23 protein-coding genes are annotated in these 25,668 nt (G+C 72.1%); 9 read left to right on the top strand and 14 right to left on the bottom strand.

The features are described 5' to 3' along the window. Window positions 1–50 precede the first annotated feature (50 nt). The 4 genes from ACYU8V_RS08245 to ACYU8V_RS08230 are packed head-to-tail and all read right to left on the bottom strand — an operon-like array spanning window position 51 to window position 3,545. Window positions 51–665: a response regulator gene (locus ACYU8V_RS08245; protein ID WP_460846549.1), complete on the bottom strand. Its 615-nt coding sequence runs from the start codon at window positions 663–665 to the stop codon at window positions 51–53. Next, window positions 662–1,795: a sensor histidine kinase gene (locus ACYU8V_RS08240; RefSeq protein ID WP_460846546.1), complete on the bottom strand. Its 1,134-nt coding sequence runs from the start codon at window positions 1,793–1,795 to the stop codon at window positions 662–664. The genes ACYU8V_RS08245 and ACYU8V_RS08240 overlap by 4 nt, the downstream gene beginning before the upstream one ends. 20 nt (window positions 1,796–1,815) lie before the next feature. Continuing rightward, the gene (locus ACYU8V_RS08235; protein WP_460846544.1) at window positions 1,816–2,616 is read right to left on the bottom strand and encodes an ABC transporter permease; all 801 of its coding nucleotides are present in this window, start codon (window positions 2,614–2,616) and stop codon (window positions 1,816–1,818) included. Beyond that, window positions 2,613–3,545: an ABC transporter ATP-binding protein gene (locus tag ACYU8V_RS08230; protein ID WP_460846543.1), complete on the bottom strand. Its 933-nt coding sequence runs from the start codon at window positions 3,543–3,545 to the stop codon at window positions 2,613–2,615. Before ACYU8V_RS08230 ends, ACYU8V_RS08235 begins: the two co-directional genes overlap by 4 nt. A 204-nt stretch (window positions 3,546–3,749) precedes the next feature. Between ACYU8V_RS08230 and ACYU8V_RS08225 the strand changes: the two genes are divergently transcribed. Next, complete coding sequence (locus ACYU8V_RS08225; RefSeq protein ID WP_460846541.1) at window positions 3,750–4,871, top strand: glycoside hydrolase family 6 protein; 1,122 nt, start codon at window positions 3,750–3,752, stop codon at window positions 4,869–4,871. Here the strand turns inward: ACYU8V_RS08225 and ACYU8V_RS08220 are convergent. From ACYU8V_RS08220 to ACYU8V_RS08205, 4 genes are read right to left on the bottom strand one after another with little or no spacing between them, the layout of a single operon-like run. Beyond that, window positions 4,868–5,212 carry a cytidine deaminase gene (locus ACYU8V_RS08220; protein ID WP_460846539.1) on the bottom strand — a complete coding sequence of 115 codons (345 nt, stop codon included), beginning with the start codon at window positions 5,210–5,212 and terminating at the stop codon, window positions 4,868–4,870. The two genes, ACYU8V_RS08225 and ACYU8V_RS08220, sit on opposite strands and share 4 nt — an antisense overlap. A gap of 7 nt (window positions 5,213–5,219) precedes the next feature. Beyond that, window positions 5,220–6,512 (bottom strand): hemolysin family protein, encoded by a 1,293-nt coding sequence (locus ACYU8V_RS08215; RefSeq protein ID WP_460846537.1) that lies wholly within the window; start codon window positions 6,510–6,512, stop codon window positions 5,220–5,222. Between the two features lie 10 nt (window positions 6,513–6,522). After that, window positions 6,523–6,972, bottom strand: a complete 450-nt coding sequence (gene ybeY / locus ACYU8V_RS08210) for an rRNA maturation RNase YbeY (protein ID WP_460846536.1) — start codon at window positions 6,970–6,972, stop codon at window positions 6,523–6,525. 7 nt (window positions 6,973–6,979) lie between these two features. Continuing rightward, the gene (locus ACYU8V_RS08205; protein ID WP_460846534.1) at window positions 6,980–8,020 is read right to left on the bottom strand and encodes a PhoH family protein; all 1,041 of its coding nucleotides are present in this window, start codon (window positions 8,018–8,020) and stop codon (window positions 6,980–6,982) included. A 118-nt stretch (window positions 8,021–8,138) separates the two neighbouring features. Between ACYU8V_RS08205 and ACYU8V_RS08200 the strand changes: the two genes are divergently transcribed. Both ACYU8V_RS08200 and ACYU8V_RS08195 read left to right on the top strand, forming a co-directional pair. Further along, window positions 8,139–8,642: a SigE family RNA polymerase sigma factor gene (locus ACYU8V_RS08200; protein ID WP_460846533.1), complete on the top strand. Its 504-nt coding sequence runs from the start codon at window positions 8,139–8,141 to the stop codon at window positions 8,640–8,642. Continuing rightward, window positions 8,639–9,646: a carboxypeptidase-like regulatory domain-containing protein gene (locus ACYU8V_RS08195; protein WP_460846531.1), complete on the top strand. Its 1,008-nt coding sequence runs from the start codon at window positions 8,639–8,641 to the stop codon at window positions 9,644–9,646. The genes ACYU8V_RS08200 and ACYU8V_RS08195 overlap by 4 nt, the downstream gene beginning before the upstream one ends. 22 nt (window positions 9,647–9,668) lie before the next feature. Here ACYU8V_RS08195 and ACYU8V_RS08190 read toward each other — a convergent pair whose 3' ends face one another. From ACYU8V_RS08190 to ACYU8V_RS08170, 5 genes are all read right to left on the bottom strand, one after another. Then, the gene (locus ACYU8V_RS08190; protein ID WP_460846528.1) at window positions 9,669–9,995 is read right to left on the bottom strand and encodes a hypothetical protein; all 327 of its coding nucleotides are present in this window, start codon (window positions 9,993–9,995) and stop codon (window positions 9,669–9,671) included. A gap of 24 nt (window positions 9,996–10,019) precedes the next feature. Next, window positions 10,020–11,225 carry an HNH endonuclease signature motif containing protein gene (locus ACYU8V_RS08185; protein WP_460846526.1) on the bottom strand — a complete coding sequence of 402 codons (1,206 nt, stop codon included), beginning with the start codon at window positions 11,223–11,225 and terminating at the stop codon, window positions 10,020–10,022. Between the two features lie 318 nt (window positions 11,226–11,543). Beyond that, window positions 11,544–12,362: a formate dehydrogenase accessory sulfurtransferase FdhD gene (gene fdhD / locus ACYU8V_RS08180; protein WP_460846525.1), complete on the bottom strand. Its 819-nt coding sequence runs from the start codon at window positions 12,360–12,362 to the stop codon at window positions 11,544–11,546. Window positions 12,363–12,372: 10 nt separating this feature from the next. Next, on the bottom strand, window positions 12,373–12,975 hold the full coding sequence (locus ACYU8V_RS08175; protein ID WP_460846615.1) for an MBL fold metallo-hydrolase: 603 nt from the start codon (window positions 12,973–12,975) through the stop codon (window positions 12,373–12,375). Between the two features lie 52 nt (window positions 12,976–13,027). Beyond that, entirely contained in the window at window positions 13,028–13,372 is a 345-nt protein-coding gene (locus tag ACYU8V_RS08170; protein WP_460846524.1) for a histidine triad nucleotide-binding protein, read from the bottom strand. Window positions 13,373–13,542: 170 nt separating this feature from the next. On the opposite strand from ACYU8V_RS08170, the gene ACYU8V_RS08165 reads away from it, so the two are divergent. The 6 genes from ACYU8V_RS08165 (at window position 13,543) to ACYU8V_RS08140 (ending at window position 21,442) form a co-directional block, all read left to right on the top strand. Next, the gene (locus ACYU8V_RS08165) at window positions 13,543–14,472 is read left to right on the top strand and encodes a Gmad2 immunoglobulin-like domain-containing protein (RefSeq protein ID WP_460846523.1); all 930 of its coding nucleotides are present in this window, start codon (window positions 13,543–13,545) and stop codon (window positions 14,470–14,472) included. Between the two features lie 143 nt (window positions 14,473–14,615). Continuing rightward, window positions 14,616–15,449, top strand: a complete 834-nt coding sequence (locus ACYU8V_RS08160) for a helix-turn-helix transcriptional regulator (protein WP_460846521.1) — start codon at window positions 14,616–14,618, stop codon at window positions 15,447–15,449. Between the two features lie 212 nt (window positions 15,450–15,661). Beyond that, window positions 15,662–19,456: an nSTAND1 domain-containing NTPase gene (locus ACYU8V_RS08155; protein ID WP_460846520.1), complete on the top strand. Its 3,795-nt coding sequence runs from the start codon at window positions 15,662–15,664 to the stop codon at window positions 19,454–19,456. A 54-nt stretch (window positions 19,457–19,510) separates the two neighbouring features. Next, window positions 19,511–19,966, top strand: a complete 456-nt coding sequence (locus tag ACYU8V_RS08150; RefSeq protein WP_460846519.1) for a MerR family transcriptional regulator — start codon at window positions 19,511–19,513, stop codon at window positions 19,964–19,966. Between the two features lie 7 nt (window positions 19,967–19,973). Next, a complete protein-coding gene (locus ACYU8V_RS08145) occupies window positions 19,974–20,402 on the top strand; it encodes a (R)-mandelonitrile lyase (RefSeq protein ID WP_460846518.1) in 429 nt (142 codons plus the stop codon). Continuing rightward, window positions 20,402–21,442: an NAD(P)-dependent alcohol dehydrogenase gene (locus tag ACYU8V_RS08140; RefSeq protein ID WP_460846517.1), complete on the top strand. Its 1,041-nt coding sequence runs from the start codon at window positions 20,402–20,404 to the stop codon at window positions 21,440–21,442. The genes ACYU8V_RS08145 and ACYU8V_RS08140 overlap by 1 nt, the downstream gene beginning before the upstream one ends. Window positions 21,443–21,451: 9 nt before the next feature. On the opposite strand, the gene ACYU8V_RS08135 is transcribed toward ACYU8V_RS08140, so the two are convergent. After that, the gene (locus ACYU8V_RS08135) at window positions 21,452–25,561 is read right to left on the bottom strand and encodes a beta strand repeat-containing protein (protein ID WP_460846516.1); all 4,110 of its coding nucleotides are present in this window, start codon (window positions 25,559–25,561) and stop codon (window positions 21,452–21,454) included. Between the last annotated feature and the right edge of the window lie 107 nt (window positions 25,562–25,668).

Genomic DNA, 25,668 nt, shown 5'->3' with positions numbered 1-25,668 from the left:
GAAAACGCTACTACTTCCGGCCGACATCCGCTGCACCGGGTCGTTGGACTTCACAACCAGCCGTTGCGTTCCGCGATGAGCACCGCCTCGGTGCGATTGACCGCGCCCGTCTTGCCGATCGCCGCCGAGAGGTGGTTGCGGACCGTCCCGTCCGACAGGAACAGCGTCTTCGCGATCGAGGCCACCGACGCCCCGCTGCGCGCGGCCCTCAGGACGTCGGTCTCCCGGGCGGTCAGCGGCGACTGGCCGCTGACCAGCGAGTCGGTGGCGAGCGCCGGGTCGACGACGCGCAGCCCCTGGTGGACGCGCCGCACCGCGTCGGCCAGCTGCGCGGCCGGCGTGTCCTTGACGACGAAGCCCGAGGCGCCGGCGCGCAGCGCGCGCTGCAGGTAGCCGGGGCGGCCGAAGGTGGTCACGATCAGCACCCGGGTGCCCGGCGACGCCTTGATCACCTCGGCGGTGGCGGAGATCCCGTCCAGGCCGGGCATCTCGACGTCGAGCAGCGCCACGTCGGGCCGCAGCTCGGCGGCCTTCGCGACCGCGTCGTCGCCCGAGCCGACCTCGGCCACGACCACGAGGTCCGACTCGAGCTCGAGCAGCGCCGACAGGGCACCCCGCACGAGGGCCTGGTCGTCGGCGAGCAGCAGCCGGATCGGCGTACTCATGCGACGGTCACCCGCAGCGCGAAGCCGCCGTCCGCCGGGGCCGCGCTGACCTCCGCGCCGACCGCGGAGGCACGCTCGCGCAGGCCGACCAGGCCGTTGCCCAGCGCCCCGCCACCGCCCTTGCCTCCGCGGCCGTCGTCGATCACCTCGGCACTCGCCGGCGTCAGCCGGACCGTGCAGGTCTGCGCTCCGCTGTGCCGGATCACGTTCGTCACTCCCTCTCGCACCGTCCACGCGAACAGCTCGCGCAGCTCGGTCGGTACGTCGTCGGTCGAGTTGGGCAGGTCGGCGCGGATCTCGGCCGCCTCGAGCGCCATCCGGGCGCGGGCGATCTCGCCGGGAAGCGTCAGCTCGCGGTACCCCTCCACCGCACGGCGTACGTCGGCGAGCGCGTCGCGGGCCAGCCGCTCCAGGTCCTCGATCTCGGCCTTCGCACGGTCGCGGTCGACCTCGAAGAGCCGGTTGGCGAGCTCGGCCTTGACCGTGATCACGGTCAAGGAGTGGCCGAGGATGTCGTGCAGGTCGCGGGCGAACCGGTTCCGCTCGTCCTCGACCGCCAGCTGGGCGTTCTCCTCGCGGGCCGCCATCAGCTGGGCGTTGCGGGTGATCATCTGCTGGATGCCCCAGACCGCGAGGGTCGCGGCGAGGGTGCTGAGCAGCAGGCCCGCATCGGTGGTCCACCCGGGGACGGCGAAGCCGGCGACGTACCAGGCGAGGGCGTTGATGACGGCGAGCACCGGCGCCAACGGGTTCGGCAGCGTCATGGCGAAGAGCACCGAGAGGTAGACCGCGGTGGCGCTGCCGTCCTCCCCCACCGTCGCGCACACCACGACCGCCAGCACGATCGCCACCAGGATCCGCAGCAGCGCCGCCCCGGTGTCGATCACCAGCTGCCCGCCGGCGATCTGCAGGCGGCGGCGGGCGAAGACCAGCAGGTACCAGGCCGTGAACAGCAGCGTCGCGGCCATCCCGATCCAGCCGGCCGGTGAGTCCCGTCGGTCCCAGCCGGCCTCGAGCGGCTGCACCAGGAACAGCGTCCAGATGCCGATGAAGAACAGCCCGAGCCGGCCGGGGCGCCCATCGGGGCCACCCCAGCCGGCTCGCAGCATCCTCGGATCGTTGACGCTCATGGCTGCAGTCTCGCGGGTCCTCAGACCCGGGCCGTGTCCTTGCTCATCCGCCACGCCGCGCCGGCCACGAACAGCGCCAGCCAGAACACCAGGTTCGCCACCCAGCCCAGGTGCGGCAGGCCGCCGTACAGGGGCCACCGCGCCAGCTCGGCGAGGCCGTAGATCGGGGTGAGCGCGGAGATGTGGCCGAGCACGGAGTGCGCGTCGATCGGGAACCACAGGCCGCCGAGTGCGGCCAGGCCGGCCATCGCCGGGCCGAGGATCTGCATGACGTTCTCCGACGGCAGCAGGTAGCCCATGAACAGGCCGAAGGCGGCGAACACGATCGATCCGAACCACGCGAGCAGTGCGGCGAGGATCCAGGCGTGGAGGGGCATCTCGGCCTTGCCGTTGAGGACGCCGATCACGTTGACGGCGAGCACGGACAGCAGGCCCAGGCCCATGGCGACGATCGCCTTGATCAGGATGTACGCCGTCGGCGACAGCGGCGTGAGCCGCAGCTGCCGCGACCAGCCGAGCGCCCGCTCGGTCGCGACCATGGCGCCGCCGCTGGTCGAGGCCAGCACGGCGCCGTACGTCGCCATGCTGATCATGATGTACGCCGACACGTTGCCCGACCCCTCCTTCTCCGCGCCGTAGGAGGAGTTGGTGCCGATCACCAGGTAGAGCAGCACGGGCATCACCAGAGTGAAGATCATCGTGCGGCGGTTGCGGACCATCCGGCGCAGCTCGATCCTCAGCACCGCCAGGCTGAAGCCGCCCATCGGCGGGACCCGGCGGACGCTCGGGTCGTAGCTGCTCGTGGGAGTGGTGGTGCTCATCGCTGGTCCCCTTCGGTGTCGTCGCGATCCCCGGTGAGGCTGAGGAACGCCTCCTCGATGCCCTTCGCCGCGACCTCGAGGTCGCGGGCGTCGGTCGTGGTCAGCAGGTGACGCGCGATGGCGTCGCTGTCCTTGGCGTGCACGATCACGCTGTCGCCGCGCAGCTCGACGCTGTCCACGCCGGCCATGCCGCGCAGGTCCCCCGCGATCCGATCGGCGTCGGTCGGCAGCGTGGCCCGCAGCGTGCGGCCGGACGCGAGCGCCTTGATCTCGCTGCCGCTGCCGTCGGCGACGATCCGGCCGTGGCTGACCAGCACGATCCGATCGGCGTACTGGTCGGCCTCCTCGAGGTAGTGGGTGGCGAACAGGACGGTGCGGCCCTTCTTCGCGTCCTCGCGGATGGCCGACCAGAACGCGCGCCGGCCCTCGACGTCCATGCCGGTGGTGGGCTCGTCGAGCAGCAGCAGGGCCGGGTCCGACAGAAGCGCCATCGCGAACCGCAGCCGCTGCTGCTCGCCGCCCGAGCACTTCGCGACCTTGCGGTCGGCGATGCCGGTGATGCCCGCGCCGGCGAGGACCTCGTCCACGGGACGGGTGTCGGCGAACAGGCTGGCGGTGTACTCGACGGTCTCGCGGACGCTGAGGTCCTTGAGCAGGCCGCCGGTCTGCATGACCGCCGACACCAGGCCGCGGGCGATCGCCTGGCGCGGCTTCAGGCCGAGCACCTCGGCGGTGCCGGTGGTGGGGGTCGAGAGCCCCAGGATCATGTCGATGGTGGTGGTCTTGCCGGCGCCGTTCGGGCCCAGGAAGGCCACCACCTCGCCGGCGTTGATCTCGAGGTCGATCCCGCGCACCGCGTGGACCGACCCGAAGTCCTTCGTGACGCCGTCCAGCCGGATCGCGGGGACGGACAACGGGTTCGTGGTCATGGCACCAGCCTGCCGCTCGGGCGCGCCCGCCGCCTCGGCGACGCGTCACGAACGGCCCCTGACATTTGTCAGTCGGAGTCGGCCGAACCGCCACGGCGACGTACGCCGAGGTGCGATGTTGGGCCCTCAGGCTGGTACTCCTCGCGCCGATGGGTACTCGGGACGGACTGACGCCGTGCCCGACGACCAGCTGGAGAAGTGCTCGTGAACCACCCTCGCTCCCCGCGCACCGGACGCGCCCGGACCGCGGCGCTGTGCGCCCTCGTGACCGCCCTGCTGATGGCGTACGCCGGATCGCCGGCCGTGCGGCCGGCCGACGCGGCCACGGCCCGGGCGTCGGTCGACCCGATCGCCGGTGGGCCCTGGGGCCTGGACGCGGGCGACGACCTCGCCGTCGACTGGGAGAGCCAGACGGGGACCACGAAGGCGCTGCTCGGCCGGATCGAGGGGCAGCCCCGGGTCCGCTGGTTCACGGTGGGGACCGCCACGTCGGACGTCGAGACCGTCATCGCGCGCTACATCGCCAACGTGCAGGCCACCAGCGGGCCCGACGCCCTGGTGCCGCTCGCCCTGTTCCGGATCTTCCCGCGCGGCGAGGCGCACCGCGACGAGCGGATGACCGACGCCGAGGTCGCGGCGTACCGGGCGTGGATGCAGGCGGCCGTGCGTGCGATCGGGTCCACGCGGGCCGTGGTGGTGCTCGAGCCGGACCTGGCCGAGCTCGCGCCGCCGAACCGGAAGGGCGCGCCCGTCGTACCGGACGCGGGCCGGCGGGAGGCGCTGGTCAAGCAGGCCGCCGAGGCGCTCGCCGCGCTGCCGAGCACGACGGTCTATCTCGACGCGGGCGATGCCGACTGGCTGCCGCTCGACAAGGCGACCACGCTGCTGGTCAAGTCCGGCGTGCAGTACGCGCGGGGCTTCGCGCTGGGCGCCACCCACTACTCCCCGCTCGCGAGCAACGTGGCCTACGCCAAGGCGCTCCAGGCCTCGCTGGCCAAGCAGGGGTACGCCGGCCGGCGGGCCGTCCTGGACACCGCCGACAACGGTCGCGGGTTCACCTGGGGCTACTGGCACACCCACAAGGGCAAGCTCGGATCCGACTTCGACAACGCGGCGGTCTGCACCTCGAAGACGGCCACGCAGTGCGTCACGCTCGGCCACGCCCCGACCTGGGGCGTCGGCGGCTACCGGGCGCAGTACGTCGACGGCTACCTGTGGTTCGGCCGTCCGTGGCTGACCCGGCAGGCCTCGCCGTACAACCGGGCGCGCGCGCTGCAGGCGTCGCGCACCACGCCGTACAGCATGGCGAACGTGACGGGCGGCTAGAGACTCGTCGACGCGGCGATCTGGCCGCGGGCATCACCGGTGTGGACCAGCACGCCGTCGGCCCCGGCGAACTCGCCGAGGATCGCTGTGTCGCTCGCGCCGAGCTCACCCGCCTCGCCCAGCACCACGCACGCCTCGACCCCGGTCGACCCGGACGCGACGGCCATCGCGACGACGGCCTCGACCGCACTGAGCTGCAGCGACGCCAGGGAGACCGTGGCCGCGGCGTAGGTCCGGCCGTCGGTGTCGCGCACGGCGGCACCCTCGGCCGCCTGGATCCGGGCGCGGGTGGCGCGGGCCAGGGTGACGAGCTTCTTGTCCTCGGCGGAGAGATCCGGCATGGGTCGATTATCGGTCGCCCGCGTCGAGGTCGGCGAGGCGGGTGATCAGCACGGTGCCGATCCGGTTGCGCCGCCCGGCGACCTGCTCGGCCTCGAAGCGCAGCCCGTGCGCCTCCACCGACGCCCCGGCGATCGGCACCCGGCCCAGGTGCTTGGTGAGCAGACCGCCGACCGAGTCGACGTCCTCCTCCTCGACGTCGATCCCGACCAGCTCCTGGAGGTCGTCCACCGGGAAGCGCGACGACACGCGGATCGAGCCGTCCGGCATGGGCTCCGGCTCGGGCTCGGCCTCGTCGTACTCGTCGGTGATCTCGCCGACGATCTCCTCGAGGAGGTCCTCGATGGTGATCAGGCCGGCGGTGCCGCCGTACTCGTCGATGACGACCGCGACGTGCTGGTGCCGTGCCTGCATCTCCCGGAGCAGGTCGTCGACCGGCTTCGACTCCGGCACCCAGTGCGCCGGCCGCATGATCTCCTCGACCTTCTGGGTCAGCTCCACGTCGGGCGCCTCGAAGTCCCGTCGTACGACGTCCTTGAGGTAGGCGATGCCCCGGACGTCGTCGAGGTTCTCGCCGATCACCGGCACGCGGGAGAAGCCGGAGCGCAGGAACAGCGACATCGTCTGGCGCAGGTTCTTGTGGGCCTCGATGTAGACGACGTCGCCGCGCGGCACCATGACCTCGCGCACCGTCGTGTCGCCGAACTCGAAGACCGAGTGGATCATCTTGCGCTCGTCGGCCTCGATGACGTCGGTGGCCTCGGCCATGTCGACCAGCTCACGCAGCTCGGTCTCGGTCGAGAACGGCCCCTCGCGGAAGCCCCGGCCCGGGGTGATCGCGTTGCCGACCAGGATGAGCAGCTTCGGGATCGGGCCGAGGACCGCCGTCATGGCCTCGAGCGGCCAGGCGCTGGCGAGCGCGACCCGCTCGGCATGCTGGCGGCCCACCGTGCGCGGGCCGACACCGATCACCACGAACGAGACGACCAGCATCACCGCGACCGCGATGACGACGTGCAGCACGGTGGTGCGTCCCTCGCCGAGGATCACCACCGTGACGAGCACGGTCGCGGTGATCTCGCACAGCAGCTCCAGCAACAGGGCGGTGTTGAGGTGACGCGGCGCGTCGTCGAGCACGGCGACGAGTCGGCGGGCACCGGGGCGCGCCTCCCCCACCAGCTCGTGGGCGCGCGCCTTGGAGAACGAGCCGACGGCGGCGCCGGCCGCGGTCAGCAGCCCGGCGAGGACGACGAGCAGGGCGGCCGCACCGAGCCGCCAGAGATCACCTGAGGACCCAGACATGATGGGCGGGCTATTGCGCGCGCCAGTCGGCGAGCAGCCGGTCCTGCAGCCCGAACATCTCCTTGTGCTCCTCCGGCTCGGCGTGGTCGTAGCCGAGCAGGTGCAGGATGCCGTGGGTCGTGAGCAGCTCGAGCTCGGCGAGGGTGCCGTGGCCGGCCTCGGCGCCCTGGCGCTCTGCGACCACCGGACACAGGATGAGGTCGCCGAGCACGCCCTCCTCGGGCTCCTCGTTGACCAGGCCGGGGCGCAGCTCGTCCATCGGGAAGGCGAGCACGTCGGTCGGCCCCTCCTTCTCCATCCACTGCCCGTTGAGCTGGGCGATGGTGTCCTCGTCGACGGCCTTGATGCACAGCTCGGCGAGGGGGTGGACGCGCATCCGGTCCATCACGAAGCGGGCGAGCCGCTCGAAGTGCCGCGCGTCCAGCCCGGTGCCGGACTCGTCGATGATCTCGATGCTCACGTGTCGCTCACTTGTCCCGGCGTCGGTCGGTCTTGTGCTTCTTGTCCAACTGCTTGTCCAGCCTCGCCTGGGCGAGGGCGTCGTGCTCGTCGTACGCCGCCACGATCCGGCCGACCAGCTTGTGCCGCACGACGTCGTGGGCGGTGAGCCGCACGAACGCTAGGTCCTCGATGTCCTCGAGGATCTCCTCGACGATGCGCAGTCCCGACCGGGTGCCGGAGGGCAGGTCGACCTGGGTGACGTCGCCGGTGACCACGATCTTGGAGCCGAAGCCGAGCCGGGTGAGGAACATCTTCATCTGCTCGGGCGTGGTGTTCTGCGCCTCGTCGAGGATGATGAAGGAGTCGTTGAGCGTCCGGCCCCGCATGTAGGCCAGCGGGGCGACCTCGATGGTGCCGGCGGCCATCAGCTTCGGGATCGACTCGGGGTCGAGCATGTCGTGGAGCGCGTCGTACAGCGGGCGCAGGTAGGGGTCGATCTTCTCGCTCAGGGTGCCGGGCAGGTACCCGAGCCGCTCCCCCGCCTCGACGGCCGGGCGGGTCAGGATGATCCGGTTGACCTGCTTGGCGTTGAGCGCCTGCACGGCCTTGGCCATCGCCAAGTAGGTCTTGCCGGTGCCGGCGGGGCCGATGCCGAAGGTGATCGTGTGGTTGTCGATGGTCTCGACGTAGCGCTTCTGGTTGAGCGTCTTGGGGCGGATCGAGCGGCCGCGGTTGCTCAGGATGTTGACCGAGAGGACGTCGGCGGGGCGCTCGGGCTGCTCGGCGCGCAGCATCGACGCGATCCGCTCCACGGTCTCGACGGTGAGGCCCTGCCCGGTGCGCAGCAGGGCGACGGACTCGTCCATCACCTTCTCCGCGAGCGCCACCTCGGACGCCTCGCCGACCAAGGTGACCCGGTTGCCGCGGACGTGGACCTCGACGGCGAAGGTGCGCTCGATCAGGCCGAGGTTCTCGTCACCGGGACCGAGCAGGCCGACCATGTCGATGCTGTTGGGGATCACGACCACGTGCCGGGTGGCGGACGGGGTGCGGGGTTGGTCGGTCATCGGGTCTTTCTGGTCGGGGCGGGGTCGGCTTCCATGCTACTGGCGCTGCTCGGAGCGCGCCCACTTCGTTTCTTCGGCTGCGGAACCTCCGCGGGTGCCTCGATCATCTGAGGAAGTGATGGACACCGACGCCGCCTTCAGCGAGTACGCCGCCGCACGCTGGCGCGCCCTCGTGCGCACGGGCGTGCTGCTGGGGTGCGATGCCGGCGCCGCCGAGGACCTGGCGCAGCAGACGCTGCTGCGCTGCTACCTCAAGTGGAGCGCGGTCACCCGCGCCGAGGACCGCGATGCGTACGTCGCCAAGCTGCAGCTGAACCTCCTCCGGCAGAGTCGCCGGCGCCGCTGGTGGGGCGAGCGCGCGACGGCGCAGCTGCCCGAGCGGGGCGTCGCCGATGGGACCTCTGGTGTCGATGACGCCGACGCGGTGTCGCGGGCGCTGGCCCTGTTGCCGGCCGCCCAGCGCGAGGCGGTGGTCCTGCGTCACTACCTGCACCTGAGCGAGCAGCAGATCGCCTCGGTCACCGGCGTGGCGCCCGGCACGGTCAAGAGCCGGCTGTCGCGGGCGCTCGCGGCTCTGGCTGACAGCCCGGACCTGGCGGTTCTGCGGGAAGGACACCGATGAGCGACGAGATCCTGTCCGAGCTGCTGGCCCGCTCGGTGGAGGGAGTGCCCGTCGCCGACCCCCCGGTGGACTCCCTGGTACGGCGTGGCCGGGCCGCCCGGCGGAGCCGGCGTCGTACGACGGCGGTGGGGGCGGCCCTCGCCTGTCTGCTGGTCATCGGCGGGGTCGCCGTCGTGCGCTGGGCCGCGGCGCCGGACGGCACGCCTCCGATCGCCGACACGGCTGGGCCACCGCGGCCGCCGAGCGGTATGAAGTGGGTCGGGGTCGGCAGGCAGGTCGTGGCTGTGCCGGCGGCGTGGCCGGTGATCCCCGGGATCTACTGCGGCGAGCCGACCTCCCCCTACGTCAGCATCACGCAGTGGCACGTCGCCGTCGGCTGCGAACCGGTCACGCCCCACCAGGTGCCCAGTGTCACCGTGTCTGGCACGGCCCCCGGACGGTTCACCGTGGACGGCCCGGCATCACGCCGCACGACCCTCCCGAACGGGTGGCTGGCCGTCCCCTCCGGCGAGTCGTTGATCGGGGGCGCCGGCTCACCCTCGCTCACGGCCGAGATCGAGGCTCTCGAGGCAGCCGGCTTCCGCGTCGAGCGCCGGTACGCCGGCCCGACCCTCCGGTGGCAGCCGGTCACGACCGAGCCCGAGATCGGTACGCCGGCCCGGATCGGCAGCACGGTCGTCGTCTACGACCGCGGCGCGACCCAAGCCTCGGCGACCTTGACCGGCGGCCTGTCCTGGGTGGGCGGCCCTGCTCCCGGTGCCCCCCGGCCGCACGCCGGGATCGTGCACGTGACGAACGCCGAGGATTCTGTGGACCAGACGATCCGGACCGACGCCGCGGGCCGGTGGACGATGTATCTCCCGCCCGGCACCTACTCAGTGCGCGCGACCTCTCCCGGCTACCTGAGCGCGGCCGGTGCATCCGACGCTTGCTCCGCCGACGGTCAGGTCACCGTCGCGGCCGACCAGGTCGTCACGGCCGAGGTCTACTGCCAGCTGAGGTGACCCGGCCGGCCGTCGGCCCGCGTCACAGCAGCTGGGCGACGCTGACCACCAGGTACAGGCACAGAACAGCCGTCATGGAGACCCCCAGCCAGTAGGTCGTCGCCCGCCGCGTCCGCTCGATCCGATCGGGCAGCGCGTCATCGCCGAACCGAGCGCGGTAGAACGCGCACGCCGCCAGGAACCCCAGCGCGACGACCGGGAGAAGCACCCCCGGCTGCACCAGATCCCGCTGCTTCGCCAACGTGACGGCGACAGGCACCGACGCCACGGCCAGGTAGGCGATGCCTGCGGCGACATGGTGCGACTGCTCCGGAGCGCCCGCGTCGCGAATGATCGTCGTCGGCTCCACAGCAGGAACTCTAAGGCGATCGCCTCACGTGCGGCGGTGGAACCGGTAGTCGCCAGTCGCGAGCTTGGTCATGTCGTAGCGGGTGTCGTGGGCCCGGTGATGATGGTGGGAGCAGAGGAGCACTCCGTCGCCGAGATCGGTCCTCCCGCCTTGGGACCAGGGCCTGAGGTGGTGTGCTTCGCACCAGGCTGCGGGTATGGAGCAGCCTTCGGCGCGGCAGCGCTTGTCGCGTAGGCGCATGGCTTTGCGTTGGGGTGGTTCGAAGAGGCGGCGGGCTCTGCCGAGGTCGAGGGGTTCGGACTTGCCGCCGAGGACGACGGGGATGATCTTGGCGGTACACGCGAGCCGGCGGGCTTCGGAGGCGGAGATGACGGTGTCGCCGAGCATGGCGGACCCCAGCTCGTTGAGGAGTCCCTCGAAAGGGATGGTGACCATGACGGTGGTGGCGTCGCCGCCGTGGTCGGGGAGTCGTTTGGAGTCGAGTAGTTCGAGGAGTCGGCAGAACGCCTCGCCCCTGTTCCGGGATCGGGTCTGGGTGACGCGCGGGGAGTCTTGGGCTTCGAGGTAGGTGAGGGCTCGTTCGGAGACGGAGTCGGGGAGGTCGCAGATCCAGCGGGTGATCCCGTTGCCGCGTTTCCTGATCCTGATCGCGACCTCGTCCCGTGCGGCCTGTTCTTCACGTTCCAGGGCTTTGCCCAGTTCGGCCTCGGCGATATCGGGTGCGACGACTTCGAGGATCTTGGTGCCTAGGACCTGGAGGCCTTTGGGGTCGTAGATCGCGGCGAGTTCGATCAGGTGCTGCTCTGCACTCGTACGGGTGGCGTCGTCGACGGCGTTGGAGAGCTTGTCGACCGAGCGGATGATGACCCGGGCTTGCGCCTCATTGACCGAACCGGATCGCAGAGCCGCAGCAGTCAGCGGATGCTGCTCGAGCGCCTCGGCCAGACGCAGGGCAGCTCGGCCGGCGGAGGAGGTGATGCGAGTGGTGTGGGCGAGCCAGCAGCCGGCGTCACGCGAGCCGTGTTCCTCGGCCACGTCCGAGGCAGCGGCGAGGACGCGGAGCTTCAGCTCGGCGAGCTGGCTCTCCACGCGGGCTAGGTCGATCAGTAGGTCGGCTTTGTCGCGGGTGCGGAGGTAGTCCGCCGGCATGTCCGCGACGTCAGAGAGTTCCTTCTGCAGCGCTTGGGCGCACGCAAGGATCGGGTGCAACGACACCGTTCCTGCGACCATGAGATGCTCCCCGAGACGGACTGGTCAACTACCTCTCATAGTACACCTGTTCGAACGCCGGTGGAAGAAGTTCGACGAGAGTTTTCCCAGGTCAGGGCACCTTTTGTGGGCGGCCGCGAAGCGGCGGCGCGGGCGAAGCCCGTGCCGACTCCGCGCCGTCCAGCTCGTCGTCCGGGCCCCGCAGTCAAGGATGCCGAAGGCACCGCGCAGCGGCGCCGAAGGCGTCCTTGACGGCGGGTGACGACGAGCTAAGGTGCGGCCGCCGACACCAGCCCCGAAGGCGGCATGGGTCGGCTTCGACACGCCGCTCGCGGCTACTCAACCAACGTCGGACACCCGCCCCGCATGGCTGTACAGGTTCATCGAGCCACCCCGGACGAACCCGGCCAGGGTCAGCCCGCTCTCGACCGCCAGGTCGACGGCGAGCGAGGAGGGGGCGGACACGGCAGCGAGGAGCGGGATCCCGGCCAGCACCGCCTTCTGGACCAGCTCGAACGAGGCCCTGCCCGACACCATCAAGACAGCCGACGAGAGCGGCAGGAGACCTTCGCGCAGGGCCCAGCCGATGGCCTTGTCGACGGCGTTGTGGCGGCCGACGTCCTCCCGGAGCACGAGCAGCTCGCCGGAAGTGGAGAAGAGCCCGGCGGCGTGCAGGCCCCCAGTCTTGTCGAAGACCCGCTGCTCGGCCCGTAGCCGGTCCGGCAGCGAGGCGAGCACGTCCACCGAGATCAGCGGAGCATCCCCCTCGGCCGGAGCGGCCAGCGGCCAGCGCGTCTTCTGCTCGACGTCGGCGATGGACTCCTTGCCGCACACCCCGCACGCACTGGTGATCGGCAGGTTGCGTCGCTCGACCACGCGACCGACGCCGGGCCGCAGGGTGACCTCGAGGACGTTGAGGTCGCTGTCGGTGCAGTGCTTGGCCAGCACCACGTCCTCGCGGCCAGCGATCACCCCCTCGGCGGACAGGAAGCCGTGCGCGAGGTCCACGTCCGCGCCCGGGGTCCGCATCGTGACGGAGTACGCCGAGCCGTCGACCCGGATCTCGAGCGGCTCCTCGACCGCGAGCGAGTCGGGGCGGCGTACCCGGCCCGTAGGCGTGACCCGCACGACGGGGCGCCGGGCGGTGACCCGGCCCATCAGCCGGCCATCAGCCGAGGAGGGCGCGCTCGGCGCCGATCGTGGTGTCGGCGCCGTGGCCGGTGTGGACGACGGTGTCGTCGGGGAGCGCGAACAGCCGCGCGCGGATCGACTCCTCGATCACCGGACGCGAGCTGAACGACCGGCCCGTCGCGCCCGGACCGCCTTGGAAGAGCGTGTCGCCGGTGAAGACGCAGCCCAGGTCGGCGACGTACAGGCAGACGGCGCCGGGCGCGTGGCCCGGCGTGTGCAGCACCTGGAGGTCCACCCCGCCCACGGACAGCACCTGCCCGTCGGAGAGGTCGACGTCCCAGAGGTGGTCGGTGTGGGTGAGCTCCCACAGCGGCCGGTCGTCGGGGTGGAGCAGGATCGGAGCGACGACCGCCTCCCGCAGCGCGGGGGCGACCCGGACGTGGTCGTCGTGCGCGTGCGTGCAGACGATGGCCCTCACCCGCCGTTCCCCCACGACGGCGAGGATGTCCTCGACCGAGTGCGGGGCGTCGATGACGACGCACTCGGCGTCGTCGCCCACCACCCACACGTTGTTCTCGACGTCGAACGTCTCGCCGTCGAGCGTGAACGTCCCGGTGGTGGTCCCGTGGTCCACCCTCACCTGCTGCACTGCGACCTCCTCGGTTCCCTCTCGACTCTAGGTCAGCGCCCACTCAGCCGGGAGGCCAGCCGAACGTGCGGCCGCCGAGGACGTGCAGGTGCACGTGGAAGACGGTCTGCTGGGCGTCGGCGCCGGTGTTGAGCACCATCCGGTAGCCGTTCTCGAGGCCCTCCTTCTCCGCGATCGCCCTGGCGGAGTCGAACAGGTGGGCCGACGTCGCGGGCTCCCCCTCGGCGAGCGCCGCCGCGTTCGGGTAGTGGCTGCGCGGGATCACCAGCACGTGCGTCGGGGCCTGCGGGTTGAGGTCGCGGAACGCGATCGTGGTCTCGGACTCGTGGACGATCTCGGCGGGGATCTCCCCGGCGACGATCTTGCAGAACAGGCATGCGTCGGTCACGGTCCGAGCCTTTCAGAACCCGGCACGCCGCCGTCAACCCCCGGTGATCGCGCGCCGCGCCACTAGCGTGGTGGAGATCCGGCAGCAGGGCTGCCGTCGCAACATTCCGGCACCGCCGCGCGTCCAAGGACACACGGCACTCGTGCCGTGGACCATCCAGGGAGGACCCCATGACCAACCCGCTCCGCCGTACCGCCCCCGTGACCGTCGCAGCGCTCCTCGGCCTGGGCCTGCTGGCCGGGTGCGGCAGCAACGGCGCCCAGGCCGACGCAGGTACGACGACGCCGGCCACCACCGCGTCCTCGCCCACCACCGCGGCCACCACGAACACCTCGGCCACCTCCGCGACGAGCGCTGCGGCGAGCGACGCGACGGCGCTCGTCTACTACCTGACCAAGACGTCGCTGGGCGACCGCATCACCGCCGAGCCGACCGGCGTCCGGCTGTCGGACCGGCTCGCCACCACCTGGCAGGCACTCCTCCAGGGCTCCCCGATCGACCCCGACTACTCCACCGCCATCCCGGCCGGCAGCCTGTCGGGCAACGTCAGCTTCGACGGCACCGGTGACGCCGGCACCTACCAGGTCACGCTCACCGACGCGAAGTGGGCGACGCTGCCGGCCGGCACCACCGCGGCGCAGGCCAAGCTGGCCGAGCAGCAGATCGCGTACACCCTCAACGCGGCCGGCGGCACCAAGAAGGCGGCCGTCGACTTCCTGATCGACCACAAGCCGACGACCTTCCTGGGCCAGCCCGCCAGCGTCAAGCCCGGCAAGCAGCTGCAGACCCTCGCACTGGTCAACGTCCTCTCGCCCGTGGACGGCTCGACGCTGAGCGCGACGAAGACCTCCTTCAGCGGGCTCGGCAGCTCCTTCGAGGCCACCATCGGCTGGAAGATCACCGACTCCACCGGCAAGACCGTGATGACCAACAGCACGATGTCCCAGGGCTGGGAGTTCCACCTGTGGCCCTGGAAGACCACGATCGACCTGTCCAAGCTCAGCCCCGGCACCTACACCTTCACCGCCGGCACCGACGACGCCGCCGGGGGCGAGGGTCCCGGCCCGATCACCGACACGAAGACCTTCACCATCGGCTGACGGCGCCGGCTCCCGCTCCGGGAGCGTGAATGTTTGTACGGAGTTGTACGAGAACCGACAAACATGCTGGTCAGAGCCACCGCGCGCCGCCAGAGTCTGCCTCACGGACACCTCGGGAGACAGGGCGACGACAGGAGGCTGCGATGGGCGAGTTCGCTCCGGTCCTGCGGGACCTCCGCCACTCGGCGGGGCTCACCCAGGAGGGCCTCATCGAGGCCCTGGACGGTGAGTTCGCCCGGTCCACCCTGGCGAACATCGAGGCCGGCCGCGAGGTGCCATCGGTGCGGTTCTTCCGAGCGGTCAGCGGCCGGTTCCCCGAGTGGCGCTCGAGCCTGAGCGAGCCCTTCGGCCATGCCCGCGAGCAGGTCGGGCGGCGCTCCCGCACCGGCCGCGACCCGCAGCGGACCGTCCTCGGCCCGCTCGGCGGTCGCGCCGTGGTCGAGCACCTGTGCTCGACGTACGTCTTCGATGACGGACCCGGCCCGGTCGAGGTCGTCGAGACCCGACGGATCCGCGCGGCCAGCTCCGGCGTGACCGGGTACGTCGCCCGCTTCATCACCGGTCCCGGGTTCGAGGCCGAGCACGATGTGACGGGCGGCGAGCTGCGGGCCATCGACCGGGTCGCGGACCGGGTCGGTACGACGGTGCTGTGCCACATCGCCTTCGAGTCGCCGCTGCTGCGCGGCGAGACCCACGAGCTCACCACCCGCAGCGTCGTCCGCGGCGGCCATCACGATGCCGCCACCACCGCCCTGCTCGTCCCCGACACGACGACGGGCGACGCGGAGGTCCGGCTGCGCTTCGGCGGCCGGCTCCCGGACGCCGTCGACGCCTTCGGGCCGGTCGCCGACCGCTCGCTGCTGGACGCGCCCCAGGAGCTGGTCCGGTTCCGGCCGCTGGACGTGGCCGACGTGGTGACGACCCGGTTCGCCGACCCGGCGGTCGGCCTGGTCTACGGGGTGCGGTGGACCTGGTGACGGGCTAGTCCCGTTCTCGACGCGCCCCACACGCCCGCCGGCGTGCGGGGCGGTCCGGGGTCATGTGGGGGGACTCCGGGCGAGCGTTGTTTGCCGGCCGCTGCCGTATCGGCCAGCGGTCGGCAAACAATGCGGATCGTGACGCGCAACCAGCGGAAAAGATGACCTGAGACGAGCCGCGACGGACGTCTGCACCCCCTAGCGTCCCGGCTGTGACGTCACCCTCCGCCTCGGCCACGACGCCCTCGGATCCCTCCGATCCACGCCATCTCGGGACCCGGGCGGAGTTCGCCGCCGCGCTGACCGAGGCACGGATCCGTGCCGGCCTGACGATCCGCGAGGTCAGCCGGAGCACGTCCATCCCGACCGCGACGCTGGGCGGCTACTTCAGCGGCCGCAACCTCCCACAGCTCACCCAGTGGGAGACGATGCGGGACCTCCTGGTCACCCTCGGCCTCGATCGCAGCGACGAGGGCCTCGACGGCTGGCGCGACGCCTTCCAGCGGGTCCGCTCGGGCCGGCCGGGCCGCGCGGGAGCCGTCACGGCGCCGTACCTCGGTCTGCGGGCCTTCCAGGTCGAGGACGCCCCGCTCTACTTCGGCCGCGAGCAGCTGGTCGCCGAGCTGGCCGGGCGCGTCGACGCGCTGGCCGGCCAGGACGTCGGCTTCCTCGCGGTCGTCGGCGCCTCGGGCTCGGGCAAGTCCTCGCTGGTCCGCGCCGGCCTGCTGTCCGGCCTGGTCGCCCGCGAGGTGCCGTGGACGCTGTGCGAGCCCGGCGCCGAGCCGGCGGAGGCGCTCGAGGAGGCCCTCGGCCGGCTCCCTGCGGGAGCCGATCGGGCCGTGGTCGTCATCGACCAGTTCGAGGAGGTCTTCGACAACCGGGTCGGCGACGCCGAGCGCCGGCGCCTGATCGCCCGGATGGACGAGATCGCCCGCGCGGACGACGGCCGTGTCGTGATCGCCGTGCTGCGCGCCGACTTCTTCGACCGCTGCATCGCCGACCCGGTGCTGCTCGAGCTCGCGCGCGAGCGTCAGCTGCTGGTCGGGCCGATGGGCCGCGACGCCCTCGCCCGGGCGATCACCGAGCCCGCCCGGATCGCGGGCTGTGCCGTCGCCGACGAGCTCGTCGACGTGATCCTGGACGACCTCGCCCGCCGCGACGACCGCGACAGCTACGAGCTCGCGGTCCTGCCGCTGCTCTCGCACGTGCTGCTGACCGCCTGGGAGCGGTCCGCCCGGACGACGCTCACCGTCGCCGACTACGTCGCGGTCGGCGGCGTGCGCCAGGCGGTCCAGCGGACCGCCGAGGAGGCGTACGACGGACTCAGCCCCGCCCAGCAGTCCTACCTGCGCGACCTCTTCGGGCTGCTCATCACCGTCGACGAGGACGGCCTCGCGACCCGTCGGCGGATCAGCCATCGCGACATCCCCGACACCGACGACGACAGCGGCGTCGAGGCCATCGGCGCCCTGGTCAACGCCCGCATCCTGACCACCACCGAGCACTCGCTGGAGGTCAGCCACGAGATCCTGCTGAGCGCGTGGGCGCGGCTGCGGACCTGGATCGAGGAGAACCGCAACGACCTGCGGCTGCGGCGCCGGATCAGCGACGCGGCGCGGGCCTGGGAGGAGGACGGTCGGCACGAGTCCGCGCTGCTGCGCGGCCCGCTGCTGGCGATCGCCGCCCGGCTCGCGGACGGCACCTCGCCGGTGCGGCTCTCGGAGACCGACCAGCGGTTCCTGTCGCTGAGCCGGGACCAGGAGCAGGCCGGCCTGGAGCAGGCCCGCCGCGGCCGGCGCAGGGTGCGCCGTCTCTACCTCGCCGCGGTGGTCCTCGCCGTGGTCGCGAGCGTGACGGCTGGCTACCTGGTGGCCGCCTCCCGCGCGCTGACCCGCGAGCGGGCCACCGCCCACGAGCAGCAGACCCAGCTGCTGTCCCGGCAGATCGCGCTCGAGGTGTCCAAGCTCAGCGGCTCCGACCCCGCACTGGCCGCGCAGCTGGCCCTCGCCAGCTACCGGATCTCGCCGACCATCGAGGCGCGCAACGCCCTGCTCGACCTGACCGGCCAGCCGCTCGAGACCCGGCTGGTCGGCCCGGCCGGCGCCACGCACGCCGACCCGAGCCCGGACGGACGGGCCATCGCCACGGTCGGAGCCGACGGCAAGGTCTACCTGTACGACGCCGCCTCGACCGCGCCCACCCTGGCGAGTTCGATCACCGTGTCCGCGAACGCCCTGTTCGCCTCGGCATGGTCCGCCGACGGCACGCGGCTCGCGTACGCCGGTCCGGGCGGCCTGGTCGGCGTCCTCGACGTCACCGACCTCGCCCGTCCCACGATCATCGCCAAGACGTCCTACGGCACCGACCCCAGCGTCTACGACCTGGCCTTCGCCGACCACGGCCGCACCCTCTACGTCGCGTCGTCCGATGCGCGGGTGCTGCGCTACGCGTGGGACGGACGGCACCTGCGCGCCCGGGGCAGCACCACCGGCTTCGACGGCGCGGTCCAGTCCGTCGCGGTCAGCCGGACCGGGCTCGTGGCGACCGGCAGCGCCGACGGGGCCGTGCGGACGTGGCGGCCGACCGCGGCCGGCCTGCGCCTGGTGTCGACGCTGAGGGTCGGGGTGGCCTCCGACTACGTCTTCGCGGTCGCCTTCTCCCCCGACGGCTCGCAGCTCGCCGCCGCGTCGAAGGACAAGACGGTCCGCGTCTGGACGACCGCGACGCACCCGCGCCCGGTCGCCACGCTGACCGACGGGTTCAGCTCCTGGGTCAACGCGGTCGCGTTCAGCCACGACGGCCGGCACCTGGCGGCCGGGGCGTCCGGCGCGCTGATCCAGACCTGGAACACCGCGGACTGGTCGCTCGCGGCGTCGTACGACACCCCCTCGAACGTGACCCGGGTCGGCTACACCAGCGACGACGGCGAGCTGGTGGCCGCCGGCGTCGACGGGGTCACCCGGATCTGGCCGACGAACGGCCCGCAGCCGGCGCCGTACGACGACGGCATCTGGGGCCTGACCCTCGCCGGGCACCGTCTGTACGCCGGCGTCGGGGCCGCCGCGCCGGCCATGCGCGTCCTGGACGTCAGCGACCCGGCGGTGCCACGGAGCGTCGGGCCGCGCTACACCGCCCCGGCCGGACCCGGAGTGCTGGACGGCGCCGGCGGCGTCTCCCCCGACGGCCGGTGGCTGGTCGACGGGACGGCGACGGGCAAGGTCGCTGTCTGGCAGATCGGCACGACCGACCCGACTCACCCGAGGTTCCTGAAGGCCACGACCGCGTTGGTGGAGAACGTGATGTTCAGCGGTGACGGCAAGCACGTCGCGATCACCTCCGACGACGGCAGCGCCGCGGTCTACGACCTGACCGGCGACCAGCCGCGCCTCCAGCACCGGTTCACCATCAAGGGCCTCGCGATCGGGGCCTCGTTCAGCCCCGACGACACGCTGCTGGCCGTCGGTGGCGGCGACAACCTGGTGCACCTCTACTCGCTGCAGACCGACAAGACGGTCGCCGTCATCAGCGGCTTCGACAACACCGTGTTCGCCGTCGGATTCAGCCCGGACGGCACGCGGCTCGCGACCGGTGGCGCCGATCGCACCGTGCGGCTGTGGGACGTCTCCGACCCGGCCCACCCCACCCAGGTCGGCGAGCCGCTGCGGGGTCCCACCGACACCCTGTTCGCGACCGTCTGGAGCGCGGACGGCTCGCTGCTCGCCACGCCGAGCACCGACGGACAGCTGTGGCTGTGGCGCATGACCGACGACGGCGGCGCGCCGTACGCCGCCCTCGACAACCTGGGCGCCCCGCCGACCCAGGCCGTCTTCGCCGCGGACGGGGCCACCGTGTACGCGGCCGGTCTGTCCGGTCGGGTGGGCTCGTGGAGCACCTCGGCCGACGGGGCGCGCGCCCGGATCTGCGCCCACCGCGGCACCCCGCTCACCGAGGCGGAGTGGAACCAGTACGTCCCCGGGGCGCCGTACGCCGGAGACCCCTGCGCGTGACGTGCGCGGCATCACCTTTGACTTCAAGTACTTGAAGTTCCTAGCGTCGATGCCGTGACCACCACCCAGCAGCGCAGCTACACGATCAAGGAGGCAGCGGCGCTCACCGGGCTCCCGGCGAGCACGCTGCGCTACTACGAGTCGATCGGCGTGATCGCGCCCGTCTCGCGCGGCGCGAGCAGCGGTCATCGCGTGTACGACGATGCCGACCTCGACCAGCTGATGTCGGTCGCCTGCCTCTCGGCGACCGGCATGTCGGTCGCCGACATGAAGAAGTACGTCGCCAACCGCGACCTCGGCGAGGCAGCGGCCGAGGGCCAGATCGCGCTGCTCGCCACCCAGCAGAAGCGTCTGCGCCACGAGGCGGAGCAGATCGTGCTCCGCCAGCGCTACGTCGCGCTCAAGATCGACTACTGGGGCGCCGTACGCGACGGCGACCCGCAGGGCGCCGAGCGGATCGCCGCCGAGGCCGCCACGCTCGCCGATGCCCTCAAGCAGACCCCCCGATAGGAGACCCGTGCAGATCACCCGCAGCTCGATCGACACCATCAAGGGCCCGGCCGACTGGTTCACCGGCGATGTCTACATCGACCCGGTCGCCGCGTCGCCCGAGCCGTCCCGGCTCAGCGCCGCGCTCGTGCACTTCATGCCCGGCGCCCGCACCCACTGGCACCGCCACCCTCTGAGCCAGACGGTCTTCGTGACCGAGGGGGTCGGGCTGTGCCAGCGCCGCGGCGGCCCGGTGGAGGTCATCCGGCCCGGCGACCGCGTCCTCTTCGAGGCCGACGAGGAGCACTGGCACGGCGCCGCACCGAACCGCCTGATGGTCCACCTGGCCATCAACGAGGCCGACCACGACCACGCGGTCGTGCACTGGCTCGAGCCCGTCACCGACGACGAGTACACCCTTCCCGACGAGTTCCCCCACCAGACTGGAGCAATCTGATGCGCGTCAACGCCTACGCAGCCCCCTCCGCCGGCGCACCGCTGGCCCCCACCACCATCGAGCGCCGCGAGGTCGGCGCCGACGACGTCCTGATCGCGATCGAGTACGCCGGCATCTGCCACTCCGACATCCACACCGTCCGCGGCGACTGGGGCCCACAGCCGTTCCCGGTCGTGCCCGGCCACGAGATCGTCGGCGTCGTCACCGAGGTCGGCTCGTCGGTCACCCGCCACCGGGTCGGCGACCGGGTCGGTGTCGGCTGCATGGTCGGCTCCTGCCGCGAGTGCGACAACTGCCGCAACGGCAACGAGCAGTACTGCAGCAAGGGCATGATCGGCACGTACGCCGCCACCGACCGCGACGGCACCACCACCCAGGGCGGCTACTCCACCCACGTGGTCGTCGACGCCGACTTCGTGGTGAGGGTGCCGGACGGGCTCGACCCCGCCGCGGCCGCTCCACTGCTCTGCGCCGGCATCACCACCTACTCCCCGCTGCGGCACTGGAACGCCGGCCCGGGCCGCAAGGTGGCCGTCGTCGGCCTCGGCGGCCTCGGCCACATGGCGGTCAAGATCGCGGCCGCGATGGGCGCGGAGGTGACCGTGCTGTCCCAGTCGCTGAAGAAGCAGGAGGACGGGCTCCGGCTCGGCGCCACCGACTACTTCGCGACCTCCGACCCGGACACCTTCCGCACGCTGCGCGGCCGGTTCGACCTGATCGTCAACACCGTCAGCGCTCCGCTCGACCTCAACGCCTACCTCGGCCTGCTCGGCGTCGACGGCACCATGGTCAACGTCGGCGCCCCGCCGGAGCCACTGGCCGTCAACGTGTTCTCGCTGATCGGCGGGCGGCGCTCGTTCGCCGGGTCGGCCATCGGCGGCATCGCGGAGACCCAGGAGATGCTCGACTTCTGCGCCGAGCACGGCCTCGGTGCCGACATCGAGGTGGTCTCCGCGGACGCCATCAACGAGGCCTACGAGCGGGTGCTCGCCTCCGACGTGCGCTACCGCTTCGTCATCGACGTCGCGACGCTGGCCTGAGCTCCCGCGTCAGACGCACCCGCTCCGGTGCCCCTTGGCCCACACGAGCGTGAGCACGCGTGCGGTGCGGGCGATCCGCCAGTGTCCGGTCGAGGAGCCCGCACCCGAGGTCACGACACAGGCTCCGCCCGTCAGCGAAGATCCCGAGGCCACGGGGACGCCGGCACCGAACCGCGGCACGTAGCCCACGTTGCGGGCGGCTACGCGGTGTCCGAGGACCACCGTCCCGGACACCGCGAGCCGATCCTTGGCCGTCGCCGACATCCCCACGCTGAGCACGGTCGATGAGGTGCCGGTGAGGCTGCCGGAGACCGTGAGCCGTCCGTACGCCGCAGCCCCCGGGGCCACCGTCGCACGACCGGTCGTGACCGCGCCGCTCACGGTTCCGGACCCCTCGAGCAGCCCGCCGGCGAACGTCAGCGCGGCAGCCGGGGACGAGCCCGCCAGGCGCGCCCCCGCGACGACGTCGGTGGACCCCGTGGCCTGGCTCAGCCCGGGGACGGTGAGCGTTCCCGAGCGGACCGTGAGTGCGCCCGCGTTGACGAGCGAGCCCACCGCGAGCGTCGCGGGTCCGCTCGCGGTGGTGGCCGCCGCGAGGCGGAGCGTGTCCGGCCCGTACAGGTCGTCGACGACTCCGGAGCCGATCGTCGTCGGGCCGGCCAGCACCACCGTGCTGGGCGCGTTGCCCGTCGTACGCCCGAGGTGCTTGGTCGTCGCGCCGCTCACCGAGATGCCCCCCGTCGTGGCGAGGCGCAGGGAGGCTCCGGAGAGCGTGCCGCCGAGCCAGGCGAAGCGGCCCGCTCCGCCGAGCGTCGTGGCGCCGTCGACGCCGCCGCCGTCCAGCTCGAACGTGGTCGTCGCGGCCACCGTCGGCGAGCCGGTGATCGTCGTGCTCTGGTCGTCGGCGAACGTGCCCCCGCCCGAGATCGTCGTGCCCGCCAGGGTGCTGCTCGCGCCGCTGCCGAGCTCCAGCCGTTGCGCCGGGGCGATCGCGATCGTGCCGCCGGTGTCGGCCAGCGCTACGCGGTCCAACACGGCGCCCGCCCGGCTACCGGCCGGCACTGCCACGTGGCCGGTGTCGACCAGGGTCGTGACGTTGCCGCCGCCGATGGTCGATCCGGGTGCCAGGGCGATCGTTCCGTCCGACGCGTTGGTGAGGTGCGGGGCGTCGTAGACCGAGGCATGGATGTTCGCGCCGTCGCCGACGGTGATCGTGCCGTGGTTGACCAACGTTGCCGTCACCGCGCCGTTGCTCTGGTCCTTGCCCGCCAGCACCCGGTCGCCATTGGGGATGTGATCGCCGAGCACGTCGAGGTGGAAGCCCGGGCCGATCGTCAGGTTCGCCTCGATCGTGCCACCGTCCCAGGCCAGCCGGCCCGCGCCGGTGAAGGTGCCCGTGCCGCTGACGGTGTCGCCGAGGTCGGCGTCCAGCGCGGCCAGCTGCAGGGTCATGCCCTCGCCCACCGACTGATCGCCCTGAAGAGACGTCGGCCCGTCGACGAGCTCGACCTTCCCGTCCCCTGCGTAGGTCGCTCCGGCTCCGAGCGTCGCCGCGCCCTCGTCCACCAGCGCGCCGTGGCCGCTCGTCACCACCGACGCGTCCTGGACCAGCTTGGCGCCGTTGCGCAGCCCGAGGGTGCCGCCGCTGACCGACACCGTGCCGTCGTTCACCAGGGTGCCGGTGTTGCCCGTCAGGTCGTTGTCGCCCTCGGCGTACAGCGTCGCACCCTGCTCGACGTGGACCGTCGCGGCCTGTGCCTGGTAGACGCTGAACGCCAACCGGCCGCTGGCACCGATCACCCCGCTGAGGGTGAGGTCACCCTTGATGTCCAGGTCGGCGTCGAGCTCGTTCTGCCCGCCTCCGGTGACGGTCGCGTGGGCGCCTGCGGCGACGGTGATCGGCGTGGCGATGCGGCCCCCGTTCCAGGCCATCTGGCCGGTCACCGTGATGGCGCCGCCGGTGACCGAGCTCCCGCAGGTGTTCGCGGTTCCGGCCAGCGAGAAGTCCACGAGACTCACGGTCGGCACGCCGTCGACGTACGCCGAGCAGTAGCCACCCCCCGGCTGCGAGATGTACGCCGAGTCGCCGTCGCCCGGCACGCCGTGCGGCAGCCAGTTGCGCGAGTCGCCCCACGAGTGGTTGTCGCCGTTCGAGCTCAGGGACCCGCCGATCCAGCGGTACGTCGTCCCGGTGCCGCCTACCGTCGTCGGGGTCCCGCTCACGCCGGAGCCGCCGGTGATGCTCTGGTCCATGAGGACCACCGGCTGGAAGCAGGCGCTGAGCTCGGAGGTGCCCGCGGGGCCGGTGGCCGTGGCGCTCACGCCGTGACCGGCCTCGACGGCGGCGTCGAGGATGCCGAAGCTGGCGTGACCGGCGGCATCGGTGTGGACCGTGGTGAAGCCGATCCGGTTCGTCGCCTCGCCGTTGCCGGAGGGGTCGCACACCGGGTCGTCGTAGAGGTTGACCACGTACGCCGACGACGGCTTCGCGTCGAGGGTTCCGTCGACCTCGTCGTGGCCGTTCACGTCGTTGGTGATCCGGCCCGTGATGACGGGGGCGTTGGTCGCCGAGCCGGCCGCGTTCGCCGTCACGCCATCGTCCCCCAGGTCGATCCCCAGGCCGCCGTTGTCGTGGAGCGTCGTCGCGGCGGACACGTCGACGCGACCTCCGGTGTCGGTGGCGACGCCCGCACCGCCGTTGTCGGCGACGGTCGAGCCGTAGACGGCCCCCTTGGCACCGGCGCCGACGTGCACGCCGACCCCGCCGTTGCCGAGCGCGTTGCCCGACGCGTCGAGGCCGACCCTGTCGCTGGCCGAGGTGCCGTCGCCGGTGAGCACCAGCCCGTCGTGGGTGTTGCCGCTGATGACGTTGCCGGCGGAGATGTCCGAGGGCCCGGCGAGGCGCAGCCCGGTGCCGTTGGGCACCGCGGTGCTTCCCGTCGCGTCCGTTCCGATGTAGTTGAGCAGGGCGAAGGTCTGGACGGCCCCGGTGAACGAGGCGACGCCCGCATCGGTGTTCCCCGAGATCACGTTGCGGCTCGAGGCGAGCGGCCCGCCGATCGAGGTCTGGTAGGCGGTCCCCAGGTCGATCCCGACGTCGTTGCCGATCGCGGCGGTCCCGTCGGCGGTCGTGCCGATCCGATCGCCCTGGATCGCCACGAAGGCCGACGGCAGGTTGTGGTCGAGAGCCACCCGGACGCCGTCGATGCCGATGTCGCCGACCGCACCGTTGTTGTACGTCGCCTTGCAGCCGCCGGTCGGCTTCGTGGTGCCCAGGGAGATGACGTTGCCCCCGCCGCCGCTCGCGCCGACGTGGATGTTGGTCGCCCCGTCGACGAACACCCCGGAGCACTCGCCGGGGATCAGCGCGCCCGGGGCGCGGATCGGCAGCGCCGCTGTCCCCGCGGCGTTGGTGCCGATGTAGTTGCCCTCGATCCAGGCGATGTTCGACCGGCCCTCGACGTAGACGTCGGTGGTGTTGCCGGAGATCACGTTGCGCTCAGCGGCCGTCGTGCCCCCGATGATCGCCCCGCTCTGCTGGAAGTCGTCGACGCCGATGACGTTGCCGGCGGACGCGGCGCCGGTCGCATCGGTGCCGATGAAGCTCGCGGTGATCGAGTCCGGGGCGAAGACGTCCTTGGTCGGCGCGAGCTCGATGCCTGTGTAGAAGCGCTGGACGTCGAAGCCGCTGACGACCGAGCCGTGCGGCAGCAGGACCAGGCCCGTGCAGCCGCAGGTGATGCCGTCGAGGACCACCTGCGGATGGCCGGCGGAGTAGCCGGGCTGGGTGGTGGCGAGCAGGTCGACACGGGCGTCGACGGCCGGCAGGTGGGCGACCGGCCTGATGACGTGTGGCCCGCCGCCCGGGATGGCGAAGTCCACGTCCACCACGGTCGAGTCATCGTCGGCGTACAGCGCGTTCGCCTCCTGGATCGCGGCACGCAGCGTGCAGCCGGACGACGAGGCGCAGGTGCCGTCGCCGGGATGGGTGTCGGCGCTGTCGGCCGTGGACGTGACGGTCAGCGTGACCGTGCCCGCCCGAGCCGGGAGCGCGAGGACCAGGGGAACGGCGGCACCGGCGACCGCCGTCGCGAGCGCCGATCGGAGCATCCCGCGCATGCCGCGCCTCCTCGAGAGCAACCCGGAGTCATGGACACCCGATTGCAGCACCGATGGTTGCGTCGATCAATCACCCGTTCGGGCTATCCGGCATCGCCGTTCCGCGA

The sequence above is a fragment of the Nocardioides ultimimeridianus genome (genome assembly GCF_054777895.1).
The sequence above is the reverse complement of the archived record's forward strand: the minus strand, read 5'-3'. Positions and strand labels throughout refer to the sequence as shown.

Excerpts from the sequence above, each read along its gene's own strand:
- ACYU8V_RS08245 (WP_460846549.1), bottom strand. The coding sequence starts at position 665 with ATGAGTACGCCGATCCGGCTGCTGCTCGCCGACGACCAGGCCCTCGTG.
- ACYU8V_RS08240 (WP_460846546.1), bottom strand. The coding sequence starts at position 1,795 with ATGAGCGTCAACGATCCGAGGATGCTGCGAGCCGGCTGGGGTGGCCCC.
- ACYU8V_RS08235 (WP_460846544.1), bottom strand. The coding sequence starts at position 2,616 with ATGAGCACCACCACTCCCACGAGCAGCTACGACCCGAGCGTCCGCCGG.
- ACYU8V_RS08230 (WP_460846543.1), bottom strand. The coding sequence starts at position 3,545 with ATGACCACGAACCCGTTGTCCGTCCCCGCGATCCGGCTGGACGGCGTC.
- ACYU8V_RS08220 (WP_460846539.1), bottom strand. The coding sequence starts at position 5,212 with ATGCCGGATCTCTCCGCCGAGGACAAGAAGCTCGTCACCCTGGCCCGC.
- ACYU8V_RS08215 (WP_460846537.1), bottom strand. The coding sequence starts at position 6,512 with ATGTCTGGGTCCTCAGGTGATCTCTGGCGGCTCGGTGCGGCCGCCCTG.
- ACYU8V_RS08205 (WP_460846534.1), bottom strand. The coding sequence starts at position 8,020 with ATGACCGACCAACCCCGCACCCCGTCCGCCACCCGGCACGTGGTCGTG.
- ACYU8V_RS08200 (WP_460846533.1), top strand. The coding sequence starts at position 8,139 with ATGGACACCGACGCCGCCTTCAGCGAGTACGCCGCCGCACGCTGGCGC.
- ACYU8V_RS08195 (WP_460846531.1), top strand. The coding sequence starts at position 8,639 with ATGAGCGACGAGATCCTGTCCGAGCTGCTGGCCCGCTCGGTGGAGGGA.
- ACYU8V_RS08185 (WP_460846526.1), bottom strand. The coding sequence starts at position 11,225 with ATGGTCGCAGGAACGGTGTCGTTGCACCCGATCCTTGCGTGCGCCCAA.
- fdhD (WP_460846525.1), bottom strand. The coding sequence starts at position 12,362 with ATGGGCCGGGTCACCGCCCGGCGCCCCGTCGTGCGGGTCACGCCTACG.
- ACYU8V_RS08165 (WP_460846523.1), top strand. The coding sequence starts at position 13,543 with ATGACCAACCCGCTCCGCCGTACCGCCCCCGTGACCGTCGCAGCGCTC.
- ACYU8V_RS08160 (WP_460846521.1), top strand. The coding sequence starts at position 14,616 with ATGGGCGAGTTCGCTCCGGTCCTGCGGGACCTCCGCCACTCGGCGGGG.
- ACYU8V_RS08140 (WP_460846517.1), top strand. The coding sequence starts at position 20,402 with ATGCGCGTCAACGCCTACGCAGCCCCCTCCGCCGGCGCACCGCTGGCC.
- ACYU8V_RS08135 (WP_460846516.1), bottom strand. The coding sequence starts at position 25,561 with ATGCGCGGGATGCTCCGATCGGCGCTCGCGACGGCGGTCGCCGGTGCC.